Origin of the sequence: Pseudomonas sp. BO3-4 (genome assembly GCF_034044115.1) — a bacterium.
GTDB classification, from domain to species: Bacteria; Pseudomonadota; Gammaproteobacteria; order Pseudomonadales; family Pseudomonadaceae; genus Aquipseudomonas; species Aquipseudomonas alloputida.
In genome coordinates this window covers 5680755-5704821 of the sequence record NZ_CP139018.1, presented here as the reverse complement: position 1 = coordinate 5704821, position 24067 = coordinate 5680755, and the positions used below count along the sequence as shown (strand labels likewise).

The 24067-nt window shown below is 62.9% G+C and carries 21 protein-coding genes and 1 pseudogene; 18 read left to right on the top strand and 4 right to left on the bottom strand.

Annotated elements, in window-relative coordinates; genetic code table 11:
- Positions 1-129: 129 nt before the first annotated feature.
- Positions 130-981, top strand: coding sequence for a flagellar motor stator protein MotA (gene motA / locus REH59_RS26165; RefSeq protein ID WP_003249507.1), 852 nt, complete (start codon positions 130-132; stop codon positions 979-981).
- A 3-nt stretch (positions 982-984) separates the two neighbouring features.
- Positions 985-2025 (top strand): flagellar motor protein MotB, encoded by a 1041-nt coding sequence (motB, locus tag REH59_RS26160; protein ID WP_014859344.1) that lies wholly within the window; start codon positions 985-987, stop codon positions 2023-2025.
- A gap of 307 nt (positions 2026-2332) precedes the next feature.
- On the opposite strand, the gene rsgA is transcribed toward motB, so the two are convergent.
- Positions 2333-3364: a small ribosomal subunit biogenesis GTPase RsgA gene (gene rsgA, locus REH59_RS26155; RefSeq protein ID WP_003249512.1), complete on the bottom strand. Its 1032-nt coding sequence runs from the start codon at positions 3362-3364 to the stop codon at positions 2333-2335.
- 152 nt (positions 3365-3516) lie between these two features.
- Between rsgA and orn the strand changes: the two genes are divergently transcribed.
- Both orn and REH59_RS26145 read left to right on the top strand, forming a co-directional pair.
- A complete protein-coding gene (gene orn, locus REH59_RS26150) occupies positions 3517-4059 on the top strand; it encodes an oligoribonuclease (RefSeq protein ID WP_003249514.1) in 543 nt (180 codons plus the stop codon).
- 91 nt (positions 4060-4150) lie between these two features.
- The gene (locus tag REH59_RS26145; RefSeq protein WP_003249516.1) at positions 4151-4762 is read left to right on the top strand and encodes a trimeric intracellular cation channel family protein; all 612 of its coding nucleotides are present in this window, start codon (positions 4151-4153) and stop codon (positions 4760-4762) included.
- 140 nt (positions 4763-4902) lie between these two features.
- Here REH59_RS26145 and queG read toward each other — a convergent pair whose 3' ends face one another.
- Positions 4903-5967 (bottom strand): tRNA epoxyqueuosine(34) reductase QueG, encoded by a 1065-nt coding sequence (queG, locus tag REH59_RS26140; protein WP_004577534.1) that lies wholly within the window; start codon positions 5965-5967, stop codon positions 4903-4905.
- Positions 5968-6032: 65 nt separating this feature from the next.
- Between queG and REH59_RS26135 the strand changes: the two genes are divergently transcribed.
- The 14 genes and pseudogenes from REH59_RS26135 to REH59_RS26075 all read left to right on the top strand — a co-directional run bounded on the left by REH59_RS26135 (position 6033) and on the right by REH59_RS26075 (position 21243).
- Positions 6033-6893 carry an NAD(P)H-hydrate dehydratase gene (locus tag REH59_RS26135; RefSeq protein ID WP_014860412.1) on the top strand — a complete coding sequence of 287 codons (861 nt, stop codon included), beginning with the start codon at positions 6033-6035 and terminating at the stop codon, positions 6891-6893.
- Positions 6881-7354 carry a tRNA (adenosine(37)-N6)-threonylcarbamoyltransferase complex ATPase subunit type 1 TsaE gene (gene tsaE / locus REH59_RS26130; RefSeq protein ID WP_003249523.1) on the top strand — a complete coding sequence of 158 codons (474 nt, stop codon included), beginning with the start codon at positions 6881-6883 and terminating at the stop codon, positions 7352-7354. Before REH59_RS26135 ends, tsaE begins: the two co-directional genes overlap by 13 nt.
- Before the next feature lie 11 nt (positions 7355-7365).
- The gene (locus tag REH59_RS26125) at positions 7366-8796 is read left to right on the top strand and encodes an N-acetylmuramoyl-L-alanine amidase (RefSeq protein ID WP_003249525.1); all 1431 of its coding nucleotides are present in this window, start codon (positions 7366-7368) and stop codon (positions 8794-8796) included.
- On the top strand, positions 8796-10694 hold the full coding sequence (gene mutL / locus REH59_RS26120) for a DNA mismatch repair endonuclease MutL (RefSeq protein WP_004577531.1): 1899 nt from the start codon (positions 8796-8798) through the stop codon (positions 10692-10694). The genes REH59_RS26125 and mutL overlap by 1 nt, the downstream gene beginning before the upstream one ends.
- A gap of 1 nt (position 10695) precedes the next feature.
- Complete coding sequence (miaA, locus tag REH59_RS26115; RefSeq protein ID WP_003249530.1) at positions 10696-11667, top strand: tRNA (adenosine(37)-N6)-dimethylallyltransferase MiaA; 972 nt, start codon at positions 10696-10698, stop codon at positions 11665-11667.
- Positions 11668-11761: 94 nt separating this feature from the next.
- Positions 11762-12022: an RNA chaperone Hfq gene (hfq, locus tag REH59_RS26110; protein WP_003249532.1), complete on the top strand. Its 261-nt coding sequence runs from the start codon at positions 11762-11764 to the stop codon at positions 12020-12022.
- Between the two features lie 12 nt (positions 12023-12034).
- Positions 12035-13336: a ribosome rescue GTPase HflX gene (hflX, locus tag REH59_RS26105; RefSeq protein WP_003249534.1), complete on the top strand. Its 1302-nt coding sequence runs from the start codon at positions 12035-12037 to the stop codon at positions 13334-13336.
- Between the two features lie 96 nt (positions 13337-13432).
- The gene (gene hflK / locus REH59_RS26100; protein ID WP_003249536.1) at positions 13433-14614 is read left to right on the top strand and encodes an FtsH protease activity modulator HflK; all 1182 of its coding nucleotides are present in this window, start codon (positions 13433-13435) and stop codon (positions 14612-14614) included.
- Complete coding sequence (gene hflC, locus REH59_RS26095) at positions 14614-15483, top strand: protease modulator HflC (RefSeq protein WP_003249538.1); 870 nt, start codon at positions 14614-14616, stop codon at positions 15481-15483. The genes hflK and hflC overlap by 1 nt, the downstream gene beginning before the upstream one ends.
- 301 nt (positions 15484-15784) lie before the next feature.
- Positions 15785-16972, top strand: a complete 1188-nt coding sequence (locus REH59_RS26090) for an ATP phosphoribosyltransferase regulatory subunit (protein ID WP_014860415.1) — start codon at positions 15785-15787, stop codon at positions 16970-16972.
- Positions 16973-17028: 56 nt separating this feature from the next.
- A complete protein-coding gene (locus REH59_RS26085) occupies positions 17029-18321 on the top strand; it encodes an adenylosuccinate synthase (RefSeq protein WP_003249542.1) in 1293 nt (430 codons plus the stop codon).
- Between the two features lie 674 nt (positions 18322-18995).
- Positions 18996-19688: pseudogene (locus tag REH59_RS28910) on the top strand (methyl-accepting chemotaxis protein); the annotation flags it as partial.
- 21 nt (positions 19689-19709) lie between these two features.
- Complete coding sequence (locus tag REH59_RS28905; protein WP_371044508.1) at positions 19710-20594, top strand: methyl-accepting chemotaxis protein; 885 nt, start codon at positions 19710-19712, stop codon at positions 20592-20594.
- A gap of 181 nt (positions 20595-20775) precedes the next feature.
- Positions 20776-21243 carry a DUF2867 domain-containing protein gene (locus tag REH59_RS26075; protein WP_004577528.1) on the top strand — a complete coding sequence of 156 codons (468 nt, stop codon included), beginning with the start codon at positions 20776-20778 and terminating at the stop codon, positions 21241-21243.
- An 84-nt stretch (positions 21244-21327) separates the two neighbouring features.
- On the opposite strand, the gene REH59_RS26070 is transcribed toward REH59_RS26075, so the two are convergent.
- Together REH59_RS26070 and REH59_RS26065 are read right to left on the bottom strand one after the other, a co-directional pair.
- Positions 21328-22893 carry an iron ABC transporter permease gene (locus tag REH59_RS26070; protein WP_320450369.1) on the bottom strand — a complete coding sequence of 522 codons (1566 nt, stop codon included), beginning with the start codon at positions 22891-22893 and terminating at the stop codon, positions 21328-21330.
- On the bottom strand, positions 22893-23906 hold the full coding sequence (locus REH59_RS26065; protein WP_003249550.1) for an extracellular solute-binding protein: 1014 nt from the start codon (positions 23904-23906) through the stop codon (positions 22893-22895). The genes REH59_RS26070 and REH59_RS26065 overlap by 1 nt, the downstream gene beginning before the upstream one ends.
- Positions 23907-24067 lie beyond the last annotated feature (161 nt).

Here is a 24067-nt window from a genome sequence, read left to right as displayed (position 1 = left end):
TTGACATCAGTCCGAACTGGCTTTTCGCATTGAGTGGCTATAGTCTGGCGCAGTTCTGCCGATAAGTAGAAGAAGAGTTTTAAAGCTCCCGTCTCTTCCCCTGACCACGACAGCAAGTGCTTTGAACCTATGGCTAAAATTATCGGCATCATCGTCGTATTCGCGAGCGTGCTCGGCGGCTACGTGCTCTCCCACGGCAAGATCGCAGCGCTGATCCAGCCGTTCGAAGTACTGATCATCGGCGGTGCGGCCTTTGGTGCATTCCTGCAGGCCAACCCTGGCCACATGACCATGCACGTCATCAAGAAGTCGATGAAGATGTTCGGCTCGCGCTTCAGCCATGCCTTCTACCTGGAGGTGCTGGGCCTCGTTTACGAAATCCTCAACAAAAGCCGTCGCGAAGGCATGATGGCCATCGAGGCCGACATCGAGGACGCCGCAGCCAGCCCGATCTTCGCCAAGTACCCGACGGTACTGGCCGATGAGCGCATGACCGCGTTCGTCTGCGATTACCTGCGCATCATGTCCACCGGCAACATGGCCCCGCACGAGCTCGAGGGCCTGTTCGACATGGAATTGCTGAGCATGAAGGAAGAGCTGGAGCACCCGTCCCACGCGGTGACCGGCATCGCCGACGGTATGCCGGGGTTCGGTATCGTTGCGGCGGTACTGGGTATCGTGGTGACCATGGCCTCGCTGGGCGATGGCGATCAGGCGGCCATCGGCATGCACGTAGGTGCGGCGCTGGTGGGTACCTTCTTCGGTATTCTGGCGGCTTACGGGTTCTTCGGCCCTTTGGCCAAGTGCCTGGAGCACGATGCCAAGGAAGAGCTGAACCTCTACGAATCGATCAAGGCTTCGCTGGTGGCCTCGGCGTCGGGCATGCCACCTTCGCTGGCGGTCGAGTTCGGGCGCAAGGTGCTGTACCCCAAGCACCGCCCAAGCTTCGCCGAACTGGAACAAGCGGTTCGCGGTCGCTGAGTCATGGAGAACAATCAGCCCATCATCGTCAAGCGCGTCAAGCGCTTTGGCGGCGGCCACCATGGTGGCGCCTGGAAAATCGCCTTTGCCGACTTCGCCACGGCGATGATGGCGTTCTTCCTGGTGCTGTGGCTGTTGTCCACGGCCACGCCTGAGCAGAAGATCGCCATTGCCGGCTACTTCCAGGACCCTATTGGTTTCTCCGAGAGTGGCACGCCTTATGTCATCGACCTGGGGGGGGCCCCGGAGATGGCGCCGGACAAAACCATCAATCCGGAAGTGAAGACCGAGCCGACGCAGCAGTCCCCCACTCAGCTGAACAAGGACCAGGTCGAGACCATGGCCGAGCAGGTCGAGCGCGAGCGTCTGGAGCTGTTGCTGCAGGAACTGCAGAACAAGGTGGAAGAGAACCCGCAGCTGCAGAAGTTCAAGGACCAGATCCTGTTCGAGATCACCCAGGACGGCCTGCGCATCCAGATCATGGATGCTGAGAACCGACCGATGTTCGACATCGGTAGCGCGCGCCTGCAGCCTTACTTCGAAGATATCCTGCTGGCCATGGCCGACACCATCAAGGCGGTGCCGAACAAGATCAGCATCAGCGGCCATACCGATGCCAAGCCGTATGCTGGCACTGGCGAATACGGTAACTGGGAGCTGTCGGCCAACCGCGCCAACGCCGCGCGGCGTGCCCTGGTGGCGGGTGGCTACCCGGACGGCCAGGTGGCACGGGTGGTGGGGTACGCCTCGTCGTCACTGTTCGACCGCAAGGACCCGTTCAACCCGGTCAACCGCCGTATCGACATCATCGTGCTGACCAAGAAAGCCCAGCGCAATATCGAAGGTGAGCAGGGGGCGCCGGAAACACCGCCAGCTGCGCCAACGGCACCTGCAGCGCCAGCCAGTGGTGCTGCGCCAGGGGCTTCGGCACCGGCTGACCCAGGGGCAACTGAACAGGCACCGATGCAACCGCGCGAGCTGCGCCAGAAGCTGAACATCTTTGAAGATGGCACGCTGAAGATGGATGAAGCCAAGGATCAGTAAGCGGCTTTTTGGGGTGGGCAACTGTGCTACCCACCACCTGAACGTTGGCGCGATCACTGTAGGAGCGGGTTTACCCGCGAAGCCGCCAGTGCGGTGAATGGCACCGGCGTTGCCGGTGTTCGCGGCTAAAGCCGCTCCTACATACGCATCGGTGATTGGGCGCAGGCCGTCGTAGGAGCGGGTTCACCCGCGAAAGGGCCGGACCTGCTGGCCAATTTCCACCCGCCGTTCACCGTTGCAGTCACCACCGTATTCGCGGGTAAACCCGCTCCTACAAGGGATCGCGGCAACTTTCATTTCGAGCGTTTCAGTAGCTGTCTTCTGCCAGGCTGGCGATGATCGAGCGGTAGCTGTTCATGCGCTGCGGCTTGATGCGCCCCTCTTCCAGTGCCTTGAGCAGCGCGCAGCCCGGTTCGCGGTCATGCTTGCAGTCGCGGAAGCGGCAGGTGCCGAACAGGTCGCGGAACTCGATGAAGCCATCCTCCACGTCGTCGCGGCTGACATGGCCAAGGCCGAACTCGCGAATACCCGGCGAGTCGATCAGGTCCCCGCCGTTGGGGAAGTGGTACAGCCGCGCCGTGGTGGTGGTGTGGGTACCTTGGCCTGACCATTCCGACAAGTCGCCGACGCGGGTGCCAGCGTCTGGCAGCAGGCTGTTGACCAGCGACGACTTGCCCACCCCCGACTGGCCGACGAACACGCTGATATGGCCGTCGAGTTGTTGCTGCAGGCGCTGCATGCCGTCGCCGTGGTGTGCCGAAACTTCCAGCAGCGGGTAGCCCAGTTCGCGGTAGACCTCCAGCAGCGCATGCAGGCCGGGGCCGTTCTCGTCGTTGATCAGGTCGGCTTTGTTCAGCAGTAGCAGCGGGCGCAGGCCGGCGTGCTCGGCCGCTACCAGATAGCGGTCGATCAGGTTCGGGTGCGGCTCCGGCGCCGGGGCGAACACGATCACGATCAGGTCGACGTTGGCTGCCACCGGCTTGAGTTGACCATGGTTGTTCGGCCGGCACAGCTCGGTGCTGCGCGGCATCTGCGCCACGATTACGCCGATGCCCTGGTTACCCGCACGCCACACGACACGGTCGCCGGTGACCAGTGCTGGCAGGTTTGCGCGCAAATGGCAGCGGAACACCTGGCCTGCGGTTTCGCCATCCTGAGCTTCAACTTCTACCTGCACGCCGAAGTGCGCGATCACCAGGCCCAGTTGCTCCGGCCCCAGGTCGCCACCTTCCAGTTCCTGCAGTGCATGCTGCTCGCGTTTGGCCGCGCGAGCGGCGCGCTCGCCCTGGATTTTTTCGATCCGCCAGTTTTGGCGGCGATTGAGCTGGCGTTTGGCCATGAAGGTACCGTAAGAGAGGCCCGGCGTGGGGCATTGAAAACGGCAGGCAGTTTAGCACGCCAGCCGCTGGACTATTCTGCTCACCTTTGTGCCGTGAATGGGCGTGCCTTGGCCACTAGGCTAATATGACCGCCTATATGAGGAGCCCCTGCATGCAAAACCCACAGAACCTGATCTGGATCGACCTGGAAATGACCGGCCTGGATCCGGACAGCGACGTCATCATCGAAATGGCCACCATCGTCACCGACAGCGAGCTCAATACCTTGGCCGAAGGCCCGGTGATCGCCATCCACCACAGTGACGAAGTGCTGGCGCGCATGGACGAGTGGAACACCCGCACCCATGGCGCTTCGGGGCTGACCCAGCGCGTGCGCGAGAGCAAGGTCAGCATGGCCGAAGCCGAGGCACAGACCATCGCCTTCCTCGAGCAGTGGGTGCCTAAAGGCAAGTCGCCGATCTGCGGCAACAGCATCTGCCAGGATCGTCGTTTCCTCTACCGCCACATGCGCAACCTGGAAAACTACTTCCACTACCGCAACCTGGATGTCTCCACCCTCAAGGAGCTGGCCGCGCGCTGGGCGCCGGACGTGCGTGACAGCTTCAAGAAGGGCAATACCCACCTGGCGCTGGACGATATCCGCGAATCGATCGCCGAACTGCGTCACTATCGCGAGCACTTCATCAAGCTGTGAGTCGAAACGGCGCAGATATTGTATCTGCGCCCCCTTTTGGTGCCTTGGGCAACTGGTTAGACTGCGCGCCTTTCCTGCACGGACCCGCACCATGTTGTTGATGCTCTACCTTATCGCCATTACCGCCGAAGCCATGACTGGCGCGCTATCTGCCGGGCGTCGCGGCATGGACTGGTTTGGCGTGGTGCTGATCGCCTGCGTCACTGCGCTTGGGGGCGGCTCGGTGCGTGATGTGCTGCTCGGGCACTACCCGCTGACCTGGGTGAAGCACCCTGAGTACCTGGTGCTGACCAGTTTTGCGGCGCTGCTGACCATTTTCATTGCGCCAATGATGCGCCGCCTTCGCTCGCTGTTCCTGGTGCTTGATGCCCTGGGGCTCGTGGCGTTTACCCTGATAGGTTGCATGACGGCGTTGGAGATGGGGCAGGGCATGCTGGTGGCGTCGATCAGCGGGGTGATCACCGGGGTGTTTGGCGGGATCCTGCGGGATATCTTCTGCAACGACATCCCGCTGGTGTTCCGCCGTGAGCTGTATGCCAGCGTGTCATTTGCGGCGGCCTGGTTCTATCTGGGATGCGTGTATTTCAAGGTGCCGGCGGAGCAGGCGATGTTGCTGACTCTGTTTGGCGGCTTCCTGGTGCGCCTGTTGGCGATACGCTTCCACTGGGAAATGCCCAAGTTCCACTACAACGACCAGCAGTGACGCAATTTACAAGCGCAACATGGCCCATGTGGGAGCGGGCGTGCCCGCGAACACCGGCGAAGCCGGTGCCATTCCCTGTGTTGCCTGCTTCGCGGGCGCGCCCGCTCCCACAAGGATGGCGCATGCTCTGAGGCTGGTCGCTATTGAGCTCCGTGTCGGGCCAGCGCCCACTCCACATGCTCGCGCACCAATTCCGATTCATCGTCACGCCGGGCCTTCAGCGCTTCGATCACCGGAATCGTGGAGGGCGCATTGCCCAACCCCACCGCCAGGTTGCGCAAGAACCGCTCGTACCCCGCCCGCCGCAAAGGCCCGCCCTCGGTCTTGCGCAGGAAGGTGCGTTCATCCCACAGGAACATCGCCGCCAGGTCGGTATTTTCCAGCCCGTGCCGTGGCTGGAAATCCTGCTCCTGGCTGTGCTTGGCAAAGCGGTTCCAGGGGCAGACGATCTGGCAGTCGTCGCAACCGAACACCCGGTTGCCCATCTTTGCGCGTAACTCGACAGGGATCGCGCCCCTCAGCTCGATGGTCAGGTACGAGATGCAGCGTCGCGCATCCAGCACATAGGGCCCGACAAACGCTTGTGTCGGGCAGATGTCCAGGCAGGCCTGGCAACGCCCGCAGTGCTCGCTGGTGGTGGCTTCGTCCACCGGCAACGGTAGGTCGACGAACAGTTCGGCAAGGAAGAAGTAGCTACCCGCCTTGCGGTTGAGCAGCAGCGTGTTCTTGCCGATCCAACCCAGCCCGGCCTGTTCGGCCAGGGCTTTTTCCAGTACCGGGGCGCTGTCCACAAAGGCGCGGTAGCCGAACGGGCCGATGGCTTCCTGGATGCGGTCGGCGAGGAACTGCACGCGCTTGCGCACCAGCTTGTGGTAGTCCCGGCCAAGCGCGTAGCGTGACACGTAGGCCTTCTCGGGCTGGGCCAGGCGCTGCGCCATCTGTGTGTCGCCGGGCAGGTAGTCCATACGTAGCGAGACCACGCGTACCGTGCCGGGGATCAGCTGGTCGGGATGTGACCTTTTGCTGCCGTGGGCGCCCAGGTATTCCATTTCACCCTGATAACCGGCGTCGAGCCAACGCTGCAGGTGGTGTTCGTGTTCGCCAAGGTCGACCCCGGCGATGCCAACATGGGCAAAACCGAGTTCCTGGCCCCAAATCTTGATCGATTGGGCCAGTTGGGCGAGGTCAGGTATAGAGGCGGACATGGATGGGCAAGGCAATACGGGCTCAGGTGCGTATAATTCTGCCAGACATTGGAGCCTTTGACCCCATGCCGCAGACCAAACACCCCAGTAATGCCCCACAATTGCTCAGCAGCGTGACGCTTGCCCGCCTGTCGGCGCGGCAGGCGCATGCCCACAAAGGCGACTTCGGCCATGTACTGGTGGTCGGTGGCGACCTGGGTACCGGAGGCGCTGTGTTGCTCAGTGCCGAAGCCGCCCTGCGTTGCGGCGCCGGGCTGGTCAGCGTGGCAACCCGGCCCGAGCACGTGTCGGCCAGCCTGGCGCGCCTGCCCGAGGTCATGTGCCTGGGTGTCCGTTCGGCCAACCAACTGATGGGTGTGCTGGAGCGCGCCTCGGTCCTGGTGGTCGGGCCCGGCCTGGGGCAGGCGGCGTGGGGCTGCAGCCTGTTGTCGGCGGTGGCCAACGCCGAGCGGCCGCAAGTGTGGGATGCCGATGCCTTGAATTTGCTGGCGCGAACCCCGCTGGCCCTGCCCAGTGGCAGCATCCTTACTCCGCACCCGGGGGAGGCGGCGCGGCTGCTGGGCATTGCCACTGAGGCCGTGCAGGCCGACCGCCCTGGCGCTGCGCGCAAGCTGGCGCGGCGTTATAACAGCGTCTGTGTACTCAAAGGGGCTGGCACACTGGTGGCAGCCCCGAGCGGGCAGCTGGCGTTGTGCGAGCGCGGGCACCCGGCGATGGCCGGCGCCGGCCTGGGCGATGTGCTGACTGGCGTGCTGGCAGCCCTGTTGGCCCAAGGCCTGGATGCCTGGGGCGCAGCCTGCCTGGGGGTGTGGCTGCACGCCTGTGCCGGCGAGCGCCTTGGGAAAAAAGGTAGAGGCCTGGCGGCCAGTGATCTGGCGCCGGTCATTCGTGAGTTGTTGGAGGAGCATTCTGCGTGTCTGGCTTAAATCTGTTTCTGGCCGATGAAGAGGCCACGGTCAAATTCGGTGCAGCACTGGCCGAGGTGACCGGCGGTCGCGGCGTGATTTTCCTTGAGGGCGACCTGGGCGCGGGTAAAACAACCCTGTCGCGTGGCCTGATCCGCGGTCTGGGCCATACTGGGGCTGTGAAAAGCCCGACGTTCACCGTGGTCGAACCCTATGAAATCGGCGAGGTCCGAGCCTTTCACTTCGACCTGTATCGCCTGGTCGACCCGGAGGAGCTTGAGTTCATGGGCATTCGTGACTATTTCGAGGGCGACCCGCTGTGCCTGTTCGAATGGCCACAAAAGGGTGCGGGCGTTTTGCCAAAGCCTGACCTGACCATTACCATAAGCCCCCAAGCGAGTGGACGCTCGCTGAACCTTTCGCCGCAGGGGGCTCGCGGCGAGGCCTGGTGCGTGGCACTGGCCGAACACTATAAACAGTAAGTGGGGTAGGTATGCGCATACGCGCACTGGTCGCCATCGTTGGGCTGCTGCTGACAACGGTGACCGTTGAGGCTCTGGCCGTCACTCAAGTCAAGAGCATGCGCCTGTGGCGCGCACCGGACAACACGCGGCTGGTCTTCGACCTGTCTGGCCCCGTGCAGCATAGTGTCTTCACCCTGAGCGCACCCGATCGCCTGGTCATCGACATCAATGGCGCAACACTGGCCGCGCCACTGAATGTGGCCACCTCCAACACGCCGATAAGCAGTGTGCGTTCGGCTCAGCGTACGCCAACCGACCTTCGGGTTGTGGTCGACCTGAAAAAGTCGGTTACCCCGAAAAGCTTCACCCTGGCGCCCAACGCACAGTACGGCAACCGCTTGGTGGTCGACCTGTATGACCAGGAGGCTGACGCTATCGCGGCCAGCACGCCGCCACCTGCGCCGGCCCCGGTACAAACGCCTGCGACAACGCCCGCGGTGCCAGTGACGCCGACCCAGCCGGCGATCAAGCTGCCACCGGTACCCAGTGGCAAGCGTGACATTGTGGTTGCCATCGATGCCGGGCACGGCGGCGAAGACCCTGGCGCTTCCGGCTCGCGTGGCCAGCACGAAAAAGACATCGTGTTGCAGATCGCCAAGGAGCTGCAGCGTCAGATCAACAGCGAAAAAGGTTTCCGTGCAGAGCTGACCCGCACCGGTGATTACTTCATTCCGCTGCGCAAGCGTACGGAAATCGCCCGCAAGAAAGGCGCCGACCTGTTCATTTCGATTCACGCCGACGCGGCCCCGTCGCGCGCAGCCTTTGGCGCCTCGGTGTTCGCCCTGTCCGATCGTGGCGCCACCTCCGAGACGGCGCGCTGGCTGGCCGACACGGAAAACCGTTCTGACCTGATCGGTGGTGCGGGTAATGTCAGCCTCGACGACAAGGACCGCATGCTCGCGGGCGTGCTGCTTGATCTGTCGATGACCGCTACGCTCAGCTCCAGCCTCAACGTGGGGCAAAAGGTATTGGGCAACATGGGGCGTGTCACTTCGTTGCACAAGCAGCGTGTGGAACAGGCCGGGTTCATGGTGCTGAAGTCGCCGGATATTCCGTCGATCCTCGTTGAAACCGGGTTCATCTCGAACAACAACGAAGCAGCCAAACTGGCCTCCTCCAGCCACCAGCAGGCGCTGGCCCGGTCGATCCGCACTGGGGTGCACCAGTACTTCCAGCAGAACCCGCCACCTGGCACCTACATCGCCTGGTTGCGTGACACCGGCAAGATCGCCGCCGGCCCGCGTGAACACACCGTGCGCCCTGGCGAAACCCTGGCGATGCTCGCCGTGCGTTACCAGGTCAGCGTGGCCAGCCTGCGCAGCATCAACAGCCTGAAGACCGATGAGCTGAAGGTTGGCCAGCGCCTCGATGTACCCGCCACAACCTTGGCCGCGCAATGATGAGTGGCGGTTCGCGAATTCAGCTGCTCAGCCCGCGGCTGGCCAACCAGATTGCCGCCGGCGAGGTTGTCGAGCGGCCGGCGTCTGTAGCCAAGGAACTGCTGGAAAACAGCCTGGACTCCGGTGCCCGGCGCATCGATATCGAAGTCGAGCAGGGCGGCGTCAAACTGCTGAAGGTGCGGGACGATGGCAGCGGTATTTCTGCCGACGACCTGCCGCTGGCCCTGGCCCGACACGCCACCAGCAAGATCCGCGAGCTGGAAGACCTTGAAGGGGTATTGAGCCTGGGCTTCCGTGGCGAGGCCTTGGCCTCGATCAGTTCGGTGGCGCGCCTGACCCTGACCTCGCGTACCGCCAGTGCCAGTGAGGCCTGGCAAGTAGAAACCGAAGGCCGTGACATGACGCCGCGCGTGCAGCCGGCGGCGCACCCGGTCGGTACCTCGGTGGAAGTGCGCGATTTGTTCTTCAATACCCCGGCCAGGCGCAAGTTCCTCAAAGCCGAGAAAACCGAATTCGATCACTTGCAGGAAGTGATCCGGCGGCTGGCGCTGGCCCGTTTCGATGTCGGCTTCCACCTGCGCCACAATGGCAAGAGCATCCTCAGCCTGCACGAGGCCCACGACGAAACCGCCCGTGCACGGCGGGTGGGTGCCATCTGCGGCCCGGGCTTCATGGAGCAGGCACTGCCGATCGACGTCGAGCGCAACGGCCTGCGCCTTTGGGGCTGGGTCGGCTTGCCGACGTTCTCGCGCAGCCAGGCAGACCTGCAGTACTTCTTCGTCAATGGCCGGGCAGTGCGCGACAAACTGGTCGCCCATGCCGTGCGTCAGGCCTACCGGGACGTGCTGTTCAACGGCCGCCACCCCACGTTCGTGCTGTTCCTGGAGCTGGAGCCCAACGGCGTCGATGTGAACGTGCACCCTACCAAGCATGAAGTACGGTTCCGTGAAGGGCGCTCGGTGCATGACTTCCTGTATGGCACCTTGCACCGTGCCTTGGCCGATGTACGTCCGGAAGACCAGCTGGCCGCACCTGCTGCCGTACCTGAGCTGGTTCGTCCCACGGGCCAGCAGGCCGGTGAGTTCGGGCCCCAGGGTGAAATGCGCCTGGCCTCGCCGGTGCTTGAACAGCCTCGAGCCCCACAACAGTCGTTTTCCAATGGTGGCAGTGGCGCCGGTTACCAGTATCAATACACCCCACGTCCCTCACAGCCGCTGCCGGCCGCAGAGGCACAGGCGGTGTACCGCGAGTTCTATAAGCCGCTGGAAACCGGTGCTGCGCCTGCGACGGCACTGCCCGAAAGCCAAGGCGACATTCCACCGCTAGGCTATGCCCTGGCGCAGCTCAAGGGTATCTACATCCTGGCCGAGAACGCTGTTGGCCTGGTGTTGGTGGACATGCACGCTGCCCACGAGCGGATAATGTACGAGCGCCTCAAGGTGGCCATGGCCAGCGAGGGCCTGAGTGGCCAGCCGCTGCTGGTGCCCGAAACCTTGGCCCTTAGCCAGCGTGAAGCCGACTGTGCCGAAGAGCATGCACAGTGGTTTCAGCGCCTGGGCTTCGAATTGCAGCGCCTGGGCCCTGAGACCCTGGCGATTCGCCAGATCCCGGCCTTGCTCAAGCAGGCTGAAGCCAACCGCCTGGTGCAGGACGTGCTTGCCGACCTTATGGAGTACGGCACCAGTGATCGCATTCAGGCGCATCTCAACGAACTGCTCGGTACCATGGCCTGCCACGGTGCCGTGCGCGCCAACCGGCGCCTGGCAATTCCCGAGATGAACGCCCTGCTGCGCGACATGGAAAACACCGAGCGCAGCGGCCAGTGCAACCATGGCCGTCCTACCTGGACTCAGATGGGCCTGGATGATCTGGACAAACTTTTCCTGCGCGGTCGATGAAATGAGCGGCAAGCCCCCTGCAATATTCCTGATGGGTCCGACGGCGGCCGGCAAGACCGACCTTGCCATCGAACTGACCACGGTGCTGCCGTGTGAACTGATCAGCGTCGATTCGGCACTTGTGTACCGTGGCATGGATATCGGTTCGGCCAAGCCGTCGAAAGAAGTCCTCGCTGCCCACCCGCACCGGCTGATCGACATTCGCGACCCGGCCCAGAGCTATTCCGCCGCGCAGTTCCGTACCGACGCGCTGGAGGCCATGGCCGAGATCACCGCGCGCGGCAAGATCCCGCTGCTGGTCGGCGGCACCATGCTCTATTACAAGGCGTTGATCGATGGCCTGGCCGATATGCCGGCCGCCGATGCGACGGTGCGCGCCGAGCTGGAAGCGCAGGCTGAAGCCCTGGGCCTGGCCGAGCTGCACCGCCAGTTGGCCGAAGTCGACCCGGAGTCCGCGGCACGTATCCACCCCAATGACCCGCAGCGGTTGATCCGGGCCTTGGAGGTGTACCGGGTGAGCGGCGAGAGCATGACAGCTCATCGTCGGCGTCAATTCGCGGAAAGTCGCGGCGCAGACGCAGGCGCCGGCGGACATTTGCCCTATACTGTCGCCAGTTTGGCGATTGCTCCTACAGATCGTCACATTTTGCATCAGCGAATTGCGTTACGATTTTCGCAGATGCTGGAACAGGGCTTCGTTGACGAGGTCCGATCGCTGCGAGCCAGAAGTGACTTGCACGCCGGGCTGCCGTCTATACGGGCAGTGGGTTATCGGCAAGTGTGGGATTACCTGGATGGCAAGCTGACTGAGAATGAGATGCGTGAACGCGGTATCATTGCTACCCGGCAGCTGGCCAAGCGGCAGTTCACCTGGTTGCGTGGCTGGCCTGACGTGCACTGGCTTGACAGCCTGGCCTGCGACAATCTGTCCCGCACCTTGAAATACCTTGGGGCCATCTCCATATTGAGCTGAGTCCCTGCTGATTGCCGTCTATTCTTGCGAAGGGGCGGCCTAATTTATCGTTTTTATTGATTTTCTATTATTTATCCTTACAGGAGTGCGGCATATGTCAAAAGGGCATTCGCTACAAGACCCTTACTTGAATACCTTGAGAAAAGAAAAGGTCCCGGTATCCATTTACCTGGTCAACGGTATCAAACTGCAGGGCTCGATCGAATCGTTCGACCAGTTCGTGGTATTGCTGAAGAACACCGTCAGCCAGATGGTCTACAAGCACGCCATCTCGACCGTAGTTCCGGCCCGTCCGGTCCGCCTGCCAAGCCCGACCGACAGCGAGCACGGCGACAGCGAGCCAGGCAACGCCTGATAGGAGCCTGCATTGTTCTTTGAGCGCCACGGTGGTGGTGAGCGGGCGTTGCTCGTTCACTTGGAAGGTCAGAACCCTGAGGCGCGCGAAGACCCGCAGGAGTTTCAGGAGTTGGCATTGTCGGCCGGTGCCGACATCGTCTCGCTGGTCACGGTGACAAGGCATCAGCCTTCCGCCAAATACCTGATTGGCAGTGGCAAGGTCGAAGAGTTGCACGACCTGGTCCATGCCGAACAGGTAGACCTGGTGATTTTCAATCACACCCTCACGCCCAGTCAGGAGCGCAACCTTGAACGTGTGTTCGAGTGTCGTGTGCTCGACCGTACCGGGCTGATCCTCGATATCTTCGCCCAACGGGCGCGTACCCATGAAGGCAAGCTGCAGGTCGAACTGGCCCAGCTGGAGCACATGAGCACGCGGCTGGTGCGCGGCTGGACTCACCTTGAGCGACAAAAAGGTGGTATCGGCCTGCGCGGCCCGGGTGAAACCCAGCTGGAAACCGACCGCCGCCTGTTGCGGGTGCGTATACGCCAGATCAAGTCACGCCTGGAGAAAGTGCGCAGCCAGCGTGAGCAGGCGCGTCGCGGGCGCAAGCGCGCGGATATCCCCTCGGTGTCGCTGGTGGGTTATACCAACGCCGGCAAGTCCACGCTGTTCAACGCCCTGACCGAATCCGAGGTGTATGCCGCGGACCAGTTGTTCGCCACCCTCGACCCGACCCTGCGCCGGCTCGAGCTCAACGACTTGGGGCCGATCGTGCTGGCCGACACCGTAGGCTTCATTCGCCACCTGCCGCACAAGCTGGTCGAGGCATTTCGGGCTACGCTCGAAGAGTCGAGCAACTCCGACCTGCTGCTGCATGTGATCGACGCCCATGAGCCAGAGCGCATGGAGCAGATTGAGCAGGTGCTGGCGGTGTTGGGTGAGATTGGTGCCGAGGGGTTGCCGATCCTGGAGGTGTACAACAAACTCGACTTGCTCGAAGATGTCGAGCCACAGATCCAGCGCAATGCCGATGGCAAGCCGGAACGGGTCTGGGTATCGGCACGCGATGGGCGTGGCCTGGAGCTGGTTGGCCAGGCGGTTGCCGAGTTGCTGGGGGATGATCTGTTTGTCGGTACCCTGTGCCTGGAGCAGCGTTTTGCCCGCTTGCGCGCGCAATTCTTTGCCTTGGGTGCCGTGCAGAGTGAAGAGCATGATGAAGAAGGGCGCAGCCTGCTGAGCGTGCGACTGCCCATGGTCGAACTGAATCGCCTGGTCAGCCGCGAAGGCATGGAGCCGCAAGTGTTTGTCCAGCAACACACTTTGCAATAAATGCTCGTCGAGGTCGCCGGGCAGCAGTGACAGGCATTCTGTAGCATTGGACGGCGCGCCGTGGGCGCGTCTTTGCTTTATCAGATGGAGAGCGCTATGGCTTGGAACGAGCCGGGTGGCAACTCGAACAATCAGGATCCCTGGGGCGGCCGCCGCGGTGGCGGTGGCGGCGGTGGTGACAAGAAAGGTCCACCGGATCTGGACGAGGCCTTCCGCAAACTGCAGGACAGCCTGAATGGCATGTTCGGCGGCAGCAAGAAACGTGGCGGCGGTGATCGCAATGTCGGCAAGGGCGGTGGCCTGGGCCTGCTGGGCATCGGCCTGGCGGTGCTGGCTGCAATCTGGCTGTACAGCGCCGTGTATGTGGTCGACGAGCAGGAGCAGGCGGTTGTGCTGCGCTTCGGCAAGTACTATGAGACGGTCGGTCCCGGCCTGAACATCTACTTCCCGCCGATTGATCGCAAGTACATGGAAAACGTCACGCGTGAGCGTGCCTACACCAAGCAGGGCCAGATGCTGACCGAAGACGAGAACATCGTCGAGGTGCCGCTGACCGTCCAGTACAAGATCAGCAACCTGCAGGACTTCGTGCTCAACGTCGACCAGCCTGAGGTGAGCTTGCAGCACGCGACCGACAGCGCCCTGCGCCACGTGGTGGGTTCCACTTCGATGGACCAGGTGTTGACCGAGGGTCGTGAGCAGATGGCCGTGGATATCCGCGAACGCCTGCAGCGCTTCCTCGACAACTACCGCACCGGTATCACCGTTACCCAGGTCAACGTACAGAGCGCGGCAGCCCCGCGTGAAGTGCAGGAAGCCTTCGACGACGTGATCCGCGCCCGCGAAGACGAGCAGCGTGCCCGCAACCAGGCCGAGTCCTATGCCAATGGCGTGGTGCCGGAAGCCCGTGGTCAGGCCCAGCGCATCATCGAGGATGCCAATGGTTACCGCGACGAAGTCATTGCCCGCGCCAAGGGTGAGGCAGACCGCTTCACCAAGCTGCTTGCCGAGTACCGCAAGGCACCTGACGTAACCCGTGAGCGTCTGTATCTGGAGACCATGCAAGAGGTCTACAGCAACTCGAGCAAGGTCATGGTGGCAACCAAGGACGGGCAGAGCAACCTGCTCTACCTGCCGCTGGACAAGATGGTCGAAGGCAGCCGCAAGCCGTCCGTGCCAACCACTAGCGCGTCGCCATCGGCTAACGATGCGGCCGCTCGTGCCGCGCAGGACATGCAACAGCAACAGCAGCCGCTGCGTACTAGGGAGAGCCGCTGATGAGCAATAGATCGCTGATCGCCCTGATCGCCGCCGTGGTCCTGGCCATTGTGGCCTGGAACAGCTTCTACATCGTGTCCCAGACCGAGCGGGCGGTACTGCTGCGTTTCGGTAAGGTGGTCCAGGCGGATGTTCAGCCAGGCCTGCACGTGAAGATTCCGTACGTGAACCAGGTGCGCAGGTTCGACGCCCGGCTGATGACACTCGACGCGCCTACCCAGCGGTTCCTGACCCTGGAAAAGAAAGCGGTGATGGTCGACGCCTACGCCAAGTGGCGCGTCAAGGACGCTGAACGCTTCTACACCGCCACGTCCGGCATGAAGCAGATCGCCGACGAGCGTCTGTCGCGTCGTCTGGAAAGTGGCCTGCGCGACCAGTTCGGTAAACGTACCCTGCACGAAGTGGTTTCCGGTGAACGTGATGCACTGATGGCTGACATCACTGCATCGCTGAACCGCATGGCGAGCAAGGAACTGGGCATCGAGGTGGTCGACGTGCGCGTCAAGGCCATCGACCTGCCGAAGGAAGTCAACCGCAGCGTGTTCGACCGCATGAGCACCGAGCGTGAGCGTGAAGCCCGCGAGCACCGTGCCAAGGGTAACGAGCTGGCTGAGGGTATCCGTGCCGATGCCGACCGTCAGCGCCGTGTGCTGCTGGCCGAGGCTTATCGCGAAGCAGAAGAAACCCGTGGTGATGGCGATGCCCAAGCGGCCGCTATCTATGCCAAGGCTTACAGCCAGGACGCTGATTTCTATGCGTTCCACCGTAGCCTGCAGGCATACCGCGAGAGCTTCTCGAGCAAGAGCGACGTGATGGTCCTGGACCCGAAGAACGAATTCTTCCGTTACCTGGACAAGAGCAGACCGTGATGCTCAGGCCCTGATTTTCATGCAGCGGCACCCCGCCTGGCAGCTAATGCACCAGGCGGGGTGCATCCTGAATGAAAAGGGGTGTATGATGAGGCAGCCGGGAAATTTCCCGGCTTTTTTGCGTCTGCAAGGTTGATTGGCACAGCGCCGGTCGACAGTTTGGTCAGCTCGCAAGGCAATTTGAGGGTGTCGGGTACGGTGGCTGCGCTGGGATCAGTGCTGCCCGCTGCTGTGCGCGATACCGGCTTTTCTGACGGTTTGCCTGCTGGCAAGCCGCCCGGACCAGAGGGGAAATGGCGTAATGGCAACGGTAGACCGCTGGCTGCTGCCAGATGGCATCGAGGAAGTACTGCCACCTGAGGCTGCGCGCATCGAGATCGCGCGCCGCCAGGTGTTGGACCTGTTCCAGAGTTGGGGCTACGAACTGGTCGTCACCCCGCATATCGAGTACCTGGAGTCGCTGCTTACCGGCGCCGGCCAGGACCTGGATCAGCGCACCTTCAAGGTAGTGGACCCGCAGTCCGGCCGCCTGATGGGCTTCCGCGCCGACTTCACCCCGCAGGTAGCGCGTATCGATGCGCACACACTGCGCCGTGAGGGCCCGAGCCGCCTGTGCTATGCCGGCAGCGTGCTGCACGCCCAGCCGCGTGCCCTGTCCACCTCGCGCAGCCCGATCCAGCTGGGTGCCGAGCTGTACGGCGATGCCAGCCCTACCAGCGACGTCGAAGTCATCAGCCTGATGCTCGCCACGCTGCAACTGGCCGATGTGCCGGATGTGCACATGGACCTGGGCCACGTCGGTATTTACCGCGGCCTGGCCCGTGCCGCCGGCCTGTCTGGCGCGGTCGAACAGCAGCTGTTCGACGCCATGCAACGCAAGGCTGTCGATGAAGTGCAGGCGCTGACCGCCGACCTGCCGAAAGACCTGGGCAACATGCTGCGCGCCCTGGTCGAGCTGTGCGGTGGTCGTGAAGTACTGGCTGAAGCCCGCGTGCGCCTCGGTCGCGCCCCGGCCAGCGTGCTGGCGGCGCTGGACGACCTGCTGGCGATCGCTGATCGCCTGGCGTCGCGCTACCCGGACCTGCCGCTGTACTTCGACCTCGGCGAGCTGCGTGGTTACCACTATCACACGGGCGTGGTGTTCGCCGTGTTCGTGCCAGGCGAAGGCCAATCGATCGCCCAGGGCGGGCGCTACGACGATATCGGCGCCGACTTTGGCCGGGCGCGCCCGGCCACTGGTTTCTCCACGGATTTGAAGACCCTGGTCACACTGGGGCGAGCGGAGGTCGTATTGCCAACTGGCGGCATCTGGATGCCGGACAGTGGCGATGCGGCCCTCTGGCAGCAAGTCTGCCAGTTGCGCAACGAGGGCCAGCGTGTGGTTCAGGCTCTGCCTGGCCAGCCGTTGAGTGCTGCTCTCGAGGCGGATTGTGATCGGCAATTGATTCAGCAAGACGGGCGCTGGCAGGTTCTGCCGCTGACCCAGTGAGTTTCTGCGTCGGCGACAGGCCGGCAACCAAGTTTGCGTGAATGAGGACCAATGTAATGGGTAAGAATGTCGTCGTCCTGGGCACCCAGTGGGGTGATGAGGGCAAAGGCAAGATCGTCGATCTGCTGACCGAACATGCTGCCGCCGTAGTGCGCTACCAGGGTGGCCACAATGCGGGTCACACCCTGGTGATCAACGGTGAAAAGACCGTTCTGCACCTGATTCCGTCCGGCATCCTGCGTGAAGGCGTACAGTGCCTGATCGGTAACGGCGTGGTCGTTGCCCCGGATGCACTGATGCGTGAAATCACCAAGCTGGAAGAGAAAGGCGTACCGGTGCGCGAGCGCCTGCGCATTTCCCCGGCTGCGCCGCTGATCCTGTCGTACCATGTGGCCCTGGATCAGGCCCGCGAAAAAGCCCGTGGCGAAGCCAAGATCGGCACCACCGGCCGTGGTATCGGCCCAGCTTACGAAGACAAGGTGGCACGTCGCGGCCTGCGCGTGGGTGATCTGTTCCACCGCGAGCGTTTCGCCGCCAAGCTGGGTGAGCTGCTGGATTACCACAACTTCCAGCTGGTGAACTACTACAAAGAGCCAGCCATCGACTTCCAGCAGACGCTGGACGAGTGCATGGCTTACGCCGAACAGCTCAAGCCGATGATGCTCGACGTCACCGCCGAGCTGCACAACCTGCGTCGCGCCGGCAAGGACATCATGTTCGAGGGTGCCCAGGGCTCGCTGCTGGACATCGACCACGGCACCTACCCGTACGTCACCAGCTCCAACACCACGGCTGGCGGTATTTCCACCGGTTCCGGCGTCGGCCCGATGTACCTCGACTACATCCTCGGCATCACCAAGGCCTACACCACTCGCGTAGGTTCCGGTCCGTTCCCGACCGAACTGTTCGATGAGACTGGTGCTACGCTGGCCAAGCGTGGCCACGAGTTCGGTTCCACCACCGGCCGTGCCCGTCGTTGCGGCTGGTTCGATGCCGTGATCCTGCGTCGCGCCATCGACGTCAACAGCATCTCGGGCATCTGCCTGACCAAGCTGGACGTACTGGACGGCCTGGAAACCATCAACATCTGCGTTGGCTACAAGAACGAGAACGGTGCCGTCATCGACGCGCCTTCCGATGCCGACAGCTACATTGGCCTGGAGCCTGTGTACGAAGAGATGCCAGGCTGGAGCGAGTCGACTCTGGGTGTGAAAACCCTGGAAGAGCTGCCGCAAGCTGCGCGTGACTACATCAAGCGCATCGAAGAGCTGGTTGGCGCGCCGATCGACATCATTTCGACCGGCCCGGACCGCAACGAGACCATCGTGCTGCGTCATCCGTTCGCCTGATCTGCCCTCCAGGCTGATCTGACGCCGCGGCCCTGAGAAGGGCCGCGGCGTTTTCATTTGTGGGTTGCCGGGGCTGGCCAATCCACCGGTAATCCACCGTTGCCGCCGCTGCCGTATTCGCGGGTAAACCCGCTCCTACACTGGTTGGGTGTGGGCACACAACGGCGGTTGGGCGCAGGCCGTTGTAGGAGCGGGTTTACCCGCGAATGGGCCTGCACACGAAACCCCTCTGCTAGACCTTGGCGCATTTCCCTGCTGCCTGCGGCACAACCCTTGCTGTAAGAAGTTTCTGTAGATGCCATCAAAATAGTGGCGCCAGAAAACACGAGGGTTACACCGTGTCTGCCATCCTCTCACTGTTACGAAGCCGCCTCTTGCGGCCTGTGTTTGTTGCCCTTGGTATCGCTCTTTTGGTGCAGGTGCTGGTTGCCGTTGCGCTCACCCGAAGCACGGTCACCGCCCTGGAGGCTGACCTTGGCGAGCGACTGGGTAATGACAGTCGCCAACTCGCAAGCGATCTGGAGCAAGCCGGGCAAGATGTGCGCTCTGGGCTCGACGGCCTGTCGAGCAGTACCCGCCAGCGCCTGAGCGCAGGGTTGTCGGAGCGCCTGCAAAGCGAACAGCAGCAACTGCGCAGCACCCTGGAGAAGAACCTCAAGGACTCCGCCAACGACATGGCCGAGCTGCTGGCTTCGGTTGCGCCGCGAGCGATCTGGGACAACGATGTGCCAGTGCTCTCAGACTTCGCCCGACGCGCTCAGCGCAACCCCAACGTGCTGTTCGTGATCTATGACGATGCCCAGGGCCAGCACCTGACCCGTTACCTGAACCGGCAGAACCCGATCAACCAGACGCTCATCGAGAAGGGCCAGGGCGAACGAGCGCTGGACAAGGTGCTCGATGCCGCGCGTCGTGATCCGTCGGTGTACTTCGTCGAAGCCTCTATCAACCCCAATGGCGCCGAGATCGGCAAAGTCCTGATGGGGGTTTCTACAGCCGGCATTGACCAGGAGCTCAAGGCGCTCGACCAGCGCTTCAGTGCCCTGATCGCCAGTGGCGAGCAACTGGTTGGCGATAGCCTGGGCGCGGCGGCTGCCGACAGTGGCAAGGCCCTGCGCGAGCGCCTGGAAGTTGCGCAGGCCAGCGCCACCGCGATGCAGGCCAACACTGCACAGACCGTGCGCGATGCGGCTGCCGAGTTGCGCTGGCGGATTGGCCTGGGCCTGGTGCTGGTGGGCCTGGGTGTGCTGCTGGTGGTCGCTTTAGTGTTAGGCCGCCGGGTGCTCAGCAAACTGCGCCTGCTGATCGCAGCGCTCAACGACCTTGCCGCTGGCGAAGGCGACCTGACCAAGCGCGTGACCCTCGACAGCCGCGACGAGATCGGCGACATGGCGTCGGCGGTCAATCGCTTTGTCGACAAGCTGCAGCCCATCGTCCGCGAGGCCGGCGAGGTGGCCCAGCGTACCGGCGTCGAGATCGGCGCCATGGCCCAGCGCAATGCCGGTGCCGATGCCGCGGCGGCGTTGCAGCGTGACGAAGTGGCCGCCAGCCTGCGCGACCTGTCGAGCATGGCTGACGAGGCTCAGGCTGAAAGCCATGCCATGCAGGCGGCGTTGCAGCAGGTGGTGGACATTCGCCAGGCGACCGATGAGAACAGCCGTTCCTCGACGCAACTGGCGAGCCTGATCGAGAACCTTGCCGGGCAGGTTGAAACGGGCTCTCAGGTGATCGAGCGCCTGGCCAAGCAGAGCGAACAGATTGAAGTGGTGCTGACTGTCATCCATGGCATTGCCGAGCAGACCAATCTGCTGGCCCTCAACGCTGCAATCGAAGCCGCGCGCGCTGGTGAAACTGGCCGCGGATTCGCTGTAGTGGCCGATGAGGTGCGGGCGCTGGCGAGCAAGACGCAAAGCTCTACCGGCGACATTCAGGCGCACATTACCGCGCTGCAAAAAGGTGCCAAGGAAGCAGTGGCCACCATCAGTCAGGCTGGACTCAAGGCGAGTGAAGGGTTGTTGGTGCTGCGTGACAACGAGCGTCGCCAGCAGTCGGTGCAGGCTGCGGTGGAGCAGGTGCACGCGGCCATTGGTTTGGCGACTCGCGCTGCCGAACAACAGGCCCATGGCGCTCAGGCGGTGCGGGGGCGGGTGGAAAACATCCATGCCCAGGCCGAACGCTCGGCTGAGGTGGTGATGCAGACCACGGCCAGCAGCAAGGTGCTGGATGATCTGGCGGCTCAGCTGCGCGCCAGCCTGGGCCAGTTCCGGGCCTGAATCCTGGGCGGTTCTTTGTGGGAGCGGCCTTGTGTCGCGAAAGGGCTGCATAGCAGCCCCAGGTTTGTTGCATAAACGCGGAAATTGCCGGGGCCGCTATGCGGCCCTTTCGCGACACAAGGCTCCCACACCTGAGCGGTGTTGCTATGCTGTCGGCGACACATGACAAAAGGAGTTGCTCATGTCCGCCCAACTAATCGCTGCCCAGGCCGACCTGAATTTCCTGCACAGTGACAGCGTACAGCTCACTGACCCGATGACCGCCCTGCAAGCCTACTGCGCCATGACCTCGGACGTCCCCGGCTGGCTGGCCCGGGCTTTCCGCATTCGCGACTTTATCTCACGCCGTTTCAATGTCGCCGATATCCACGGCTTCACTCGCGGCGATCCAACGCATGTGCCAGCCGTCGGTGAGCGCCTGGACTTCTTCACTGTCGAGGCCATCAGCGACCAGCAACTGGTCCTGACCTCGCGTGATACGCACCTGGCTGTAATGGTGAGTGTGGATCTAGATGATCAGGGGGAGGGGTGTCAGCGCTTGGGCGTGACCACCTCGGTGCAGTGCTTCAACACCTTCGGCCGGCTTTACATGTTGCCGGTCGGCAAGGCCCACGGGCCAATTGTGCGGCGCATGCTGCGTAACATCTGATGGCCTGATCACCGGCGAGCCCCCACAGGTACAGCGCAGGCCCTGAGACCGGTGATGTACCTGAGGGCAAACCCGCGAAGAAGTTCATGCCTTGTTCAGGTACATCCGCGTAGTCAGCAAGTAAACCGGCAACCCCGACACCACGATCAGCAACGCAGCATAAGGCGCCGCTGCCGCGAACTCGACGTTGGCTGTGTGTGCCCACACCTCGGTGGCCAAGGTGGTCATGCCGGTCGGGCTGAGCAGCAGGGTAGCCGTCAGCTCTTTCATGGCATCCAGGAACACCAGCGCAAAGGCTGCCGCCATGGCCGGGAATATGATCGGTAAGGTCACCCGGCAGAACGCGGTAAAGCTGCTCGCGCCAAGCGTGCGTGCGGCTTCTTCCAGCGTCGGCGAAGCCTTGTTCAGCGCGGTGCGCACCGGTGATTGCGCCAACGGCAGGAACAGCAGCGCATAGGCCAACAGCAGCAAGGCCGTGGTCTGGTACAGCGCCGGCACGTAGTGCAGGGCGAAGAACACCAACGTCAGGGCAATCACCAGGCCGGGCAGGGCGTGCAGCAGATAGGGCAGACGCTCGGCCCAAATCGCCAGGCGGCCTTTGTAGCGCACCACCAAAAAGCTGATAGGCAGAGCCAGCAGCACACAAAAGCCGGCACCGCCCAGCGACACCGACAGCGAGGTGAACAACGCCTTCGAGATGGCCGCCACCGGGAATGCCGCCGACGAACCCACGCTCAGCCAGTAACCGAGCATCGCCAGCGGAATGCCGCTGCCCAGCACCGCCAGGCCCACGCAGAACAGTTGCGCCAGCACCGCCCAGCCGCGCAGCCGCACCGGTTGCGCACGGCGCGCTACGCCCTGGCCGATGCGTACATGGCGGGCTTTGCCGCGCACCCGCAGTTCCAGCCACAGCATTGCCAGGCACATCGCCAGCAGCACGGCAGACAGCATGGCCGCGTTGGCGTTGCTGAACTCCAGTTCGAACTGCTGGTAGATCGCCGTGGTAAAGGTTTGCAGGCCGAGTATCGACAGCGCGCCAAACTCCACCAGCATATGCAGGGCAATCAGTAGCGCACCGCCGAGCATCGACGGCCACAGCAGCGGCAGGGTGACTTTGCTGAACACCCCCCAGCGGCTGCAACCCAGGGTGCGTGCCGACTCCTCCAGCGACGTGTCGAGGTTGCGCAGGGTCGCGGCAACGGGCAGGAACACCAGTGGGTATTTGGACAGGGCCATGACCATGATCGCGCCGCCCAGGCCTTCAAAGTCCGAACTTAGCGACACCCAGGTGAAGCTGCTGACGAACGACGGCACGGCGAATGGCAGGCACAGCACCACGCCCCACAACCGGCGGCCGGCCAGGTTGCTGCGCTCCAGCAGCCAGGCCAGTGCCAGGCCGACCACCATGCAGGTCAGCGTCACCCCGACCATCAGCATCAGGGTGTTGCGCATCAGCCCCCAGACAAAGGGCCGCCACAGCAGGTGCAAAGCTTCGCGCCAGCCGGCCTCCCAGGCTTTGATGGCGACATAAGCCAGTGGCAGCAAGCTCATTGCCACAAGGAACAGCACAGGCAGCACTACCCAGATGGAAGGGCGCTTGCGGCGCGGTACGAAGCGTACCGGCACCGGTTCGGACAGGGCAGCAGTCATCAGAGCAGGCCGACCTCACGCTCAAGTTCGATGGCTTCCTCGGCATTGCCCAGGTCAGCTGGCGAGATCTTCGGCGGGCGCAGTTCGTCGAACGGCTTCAGGCCGCGGTCAGAAACCATGCCCTTGTGCAGCGGGTACTCGGCGGTGGTCTGGGTGATCACGCGCTGGCCTTCCTCGCTGGCCATCCAGTTGAGCAGGGCCTGGGCTTCTTTCGGGTGTTTGCTGGCCTTGACCACGCCTGCGCCGGAGATAGTGACCAGGTTGCCAGCATCGCCGTCGGCCAGGTAATAGAGCTTGGTGTCCAGCTTGCCGCGTTCGCGTTCAAGCGCGTACCAGTAGTAGTTGTTCACCAGTACCGCAGCCACTTCACCTTTTTCCACGGCTTTGAGGGCGACCATGTTGTTGGTGTAGGTCTTGCCGAAGGCTTTCAAGCCAGTCAACCATTCCTCGGTGGCTTCACGCCCGTGCATCTTCAGAATGGCCACGGCCTGCTCCTGGAATGCACCGCTGGTAGGGACGTAGCCGACGCGGCCTTCCCACTCAGGGTTGGCGAAGTCCATCACCGTGGTTGGCAGGTCTTTCTCGTCGACTTTCTTGGGGTTGTACACCACGATGCGCGTACGGGCGGTGATACCCATCCAGGTGCCGTTGGCGCCAACGTACTCCTTGGGCATCATGTTCAACGTGGCGTCGTCAATCTTGGCCAGCAGGCCCAGCTCGCCCAGGTTGTTCAGGGGCGGGGACTCTTCGGTATAGATGATGTCGGCTGGCGAACGGTCGCCTTCCTCGATGATCTGGCTGGCCAGCTGGTTGCTGCTGCCTTTGCGGATGTCGATGTGAATGCCGGTCTTGGCCTCATAGGCCTTGGCAATGGCTTCGCCGATTTCCTTGTGCTGACCGTTGTACATGGTCAGCGTGACCGGTGCGTCTGCCATGGCGGCCGGAGCGCCGATGACCAGGCTCAGCACTGCGGCGGCCAGGGTACGCATCAGCGGTTGCGGGCGGATCGTCATGCGGGTACTTCCTCGCTTACGGCTACATATTTGGAAACAATGGTAAACGAAATTGTTTCTCAAGTGGCCGGGTGACGAGAAATTCATGGTCAGACCATGGTGCAAGGGGGGCGCTGGGCGTGTGTTGCCTGTACGGGCCTCTTCGCGGGTGAGCCCGCTCC

Excerpts from the sequence above, each read along its gene's own strand:
- motA (WP_003249507.1), top strand. The coding sequence starts at position 130 with ATGGCTAAAATTATCGGCATCATCGTCGTATTCGCGAGCGTGCTCGGC.
- motB (WP_014859344.1), top strand. The coding sequence starts at position 985 with ATGGAGAACAATCAGCCCATCATCGTCAAGCGCGTCAAGCGCTTTGGC.
- rsgA (WP_003249512.1), bottom strand. The coding sequence starts at position 3,364 with ATGGCCAAACGCCAGCTCAATCGCCGCCAAAACTGGCGGATCGAAAAA.
- orn (WP_003249514.1), top strand. The coding sequence starts at position 3,517 with ATGCAAAACCCACAGAACCTGATCTGGATCGACCTGGAAATGACCGGC.
- REH59_RS26145 (WP_003249516.1), top strand. The coding sequence starts at position 4,151 with ATGTTGTTGATGCTCTACCTTATCGCCATTACCGCCGAAGCCATGACT.
- queG (WP_004577534.1), bottom strand. The coding sequence starts at position 5,967 with ATGTCCGCCTCTATACCTGACCTCGCCCAACTGGCCCAATCGATCAAG.
- REH59_RS26135 (WP_014860412.1), top strand. The coding sequence starts at position 6,033 with ATGCCGCAGACCAAACACCCCAGTAATGCCCCACAATTGCTCAGCAGC.
- REH59_RS26125 (WP_003249525.1), top strand. The coding sequence starts at position 7,366 with ATGCGCATACGCGCACTGGTCGCCATCGTTGGGCTGCTGCTGACAACG.
- mutL (WP_004577531.1), top strand. The coding sequence starts at position 8,796 with ATGAGTGGCGGTTCGCGAATTCAGCTGCTCAGCCCGCGGCTGGCCAAC.
- miaA (WP_003249530.1), top strand. The coding sequence starts at position 10,696 with ATGAGCGGCAAGCCCCCTGCAATATTCCTGATGGGTCCGACGGCGGCC.
- hfq (WP_003249532.1), top strand. The coding sequence starts at position 11,762 with ATGTCAAAAGGGCATTCGCTACAAGACCCTTACTTGAATACCTTGAGA.
- hflK (WP_003249536.1), top strand. The coding sequence starts at position 13,433 with ATGGCTTGGAACGAGCCGGGTGGCAACTCGAACAATCAGGATCCCTGG.
- hflC (WP_003249538.1), top strand. The coding sequence starts at position 14,614 with ATGAGCAATAGATCGCTGATCGCCCTGATCGCCGCCGTGGTCCTGGCC.
- REH59_RS26090 (WP_014860415.1), top strand. The coding sequence starts at position 15,785 with ATGGCAACGGTAGACCGCTGGCTGCTGCCAGATGGCATCGAGGAAGTA.
- REH59_RS26085 (WP_003249542.1), top strand. The coding sequence starts at position 17,029 with ATGGGTAAGAATGTCGTCGTCCTGGGCACCCAGTGGGGTGATGAGGGC.
- REH59_RS28905 (WP_371044508.1), top strand. The coding sequence starts at position 19,710 with ATGGCGTCGGCGGTCAATCGCTTTGTCGACAAGCTGCAGCCCATCGTC.
- REH59_RS26075 (WP_004577528.1), top strand. The coding sequence starts at position 20,776 with ATGTCCGCCCAACTAATCGCTGCCCAGGCCGACCTGAATTTCCTGCAC.
- REH59_RS26070 (WP_320450369.1), bottom strand. The coding sequence starts at position 22,893 with ATGACTGCTGCCCTGTCCGAACCGGTGCCGGTACGCTTCGTACCGCGC.
- REH59_RS26065 (WP_003249550.1), bottom strand. The coding sequence starts at position 23,906 with ATGACGATCCGCCCGCAACCGCTGATGCGTACCCTGGCCGCCGCAGTG.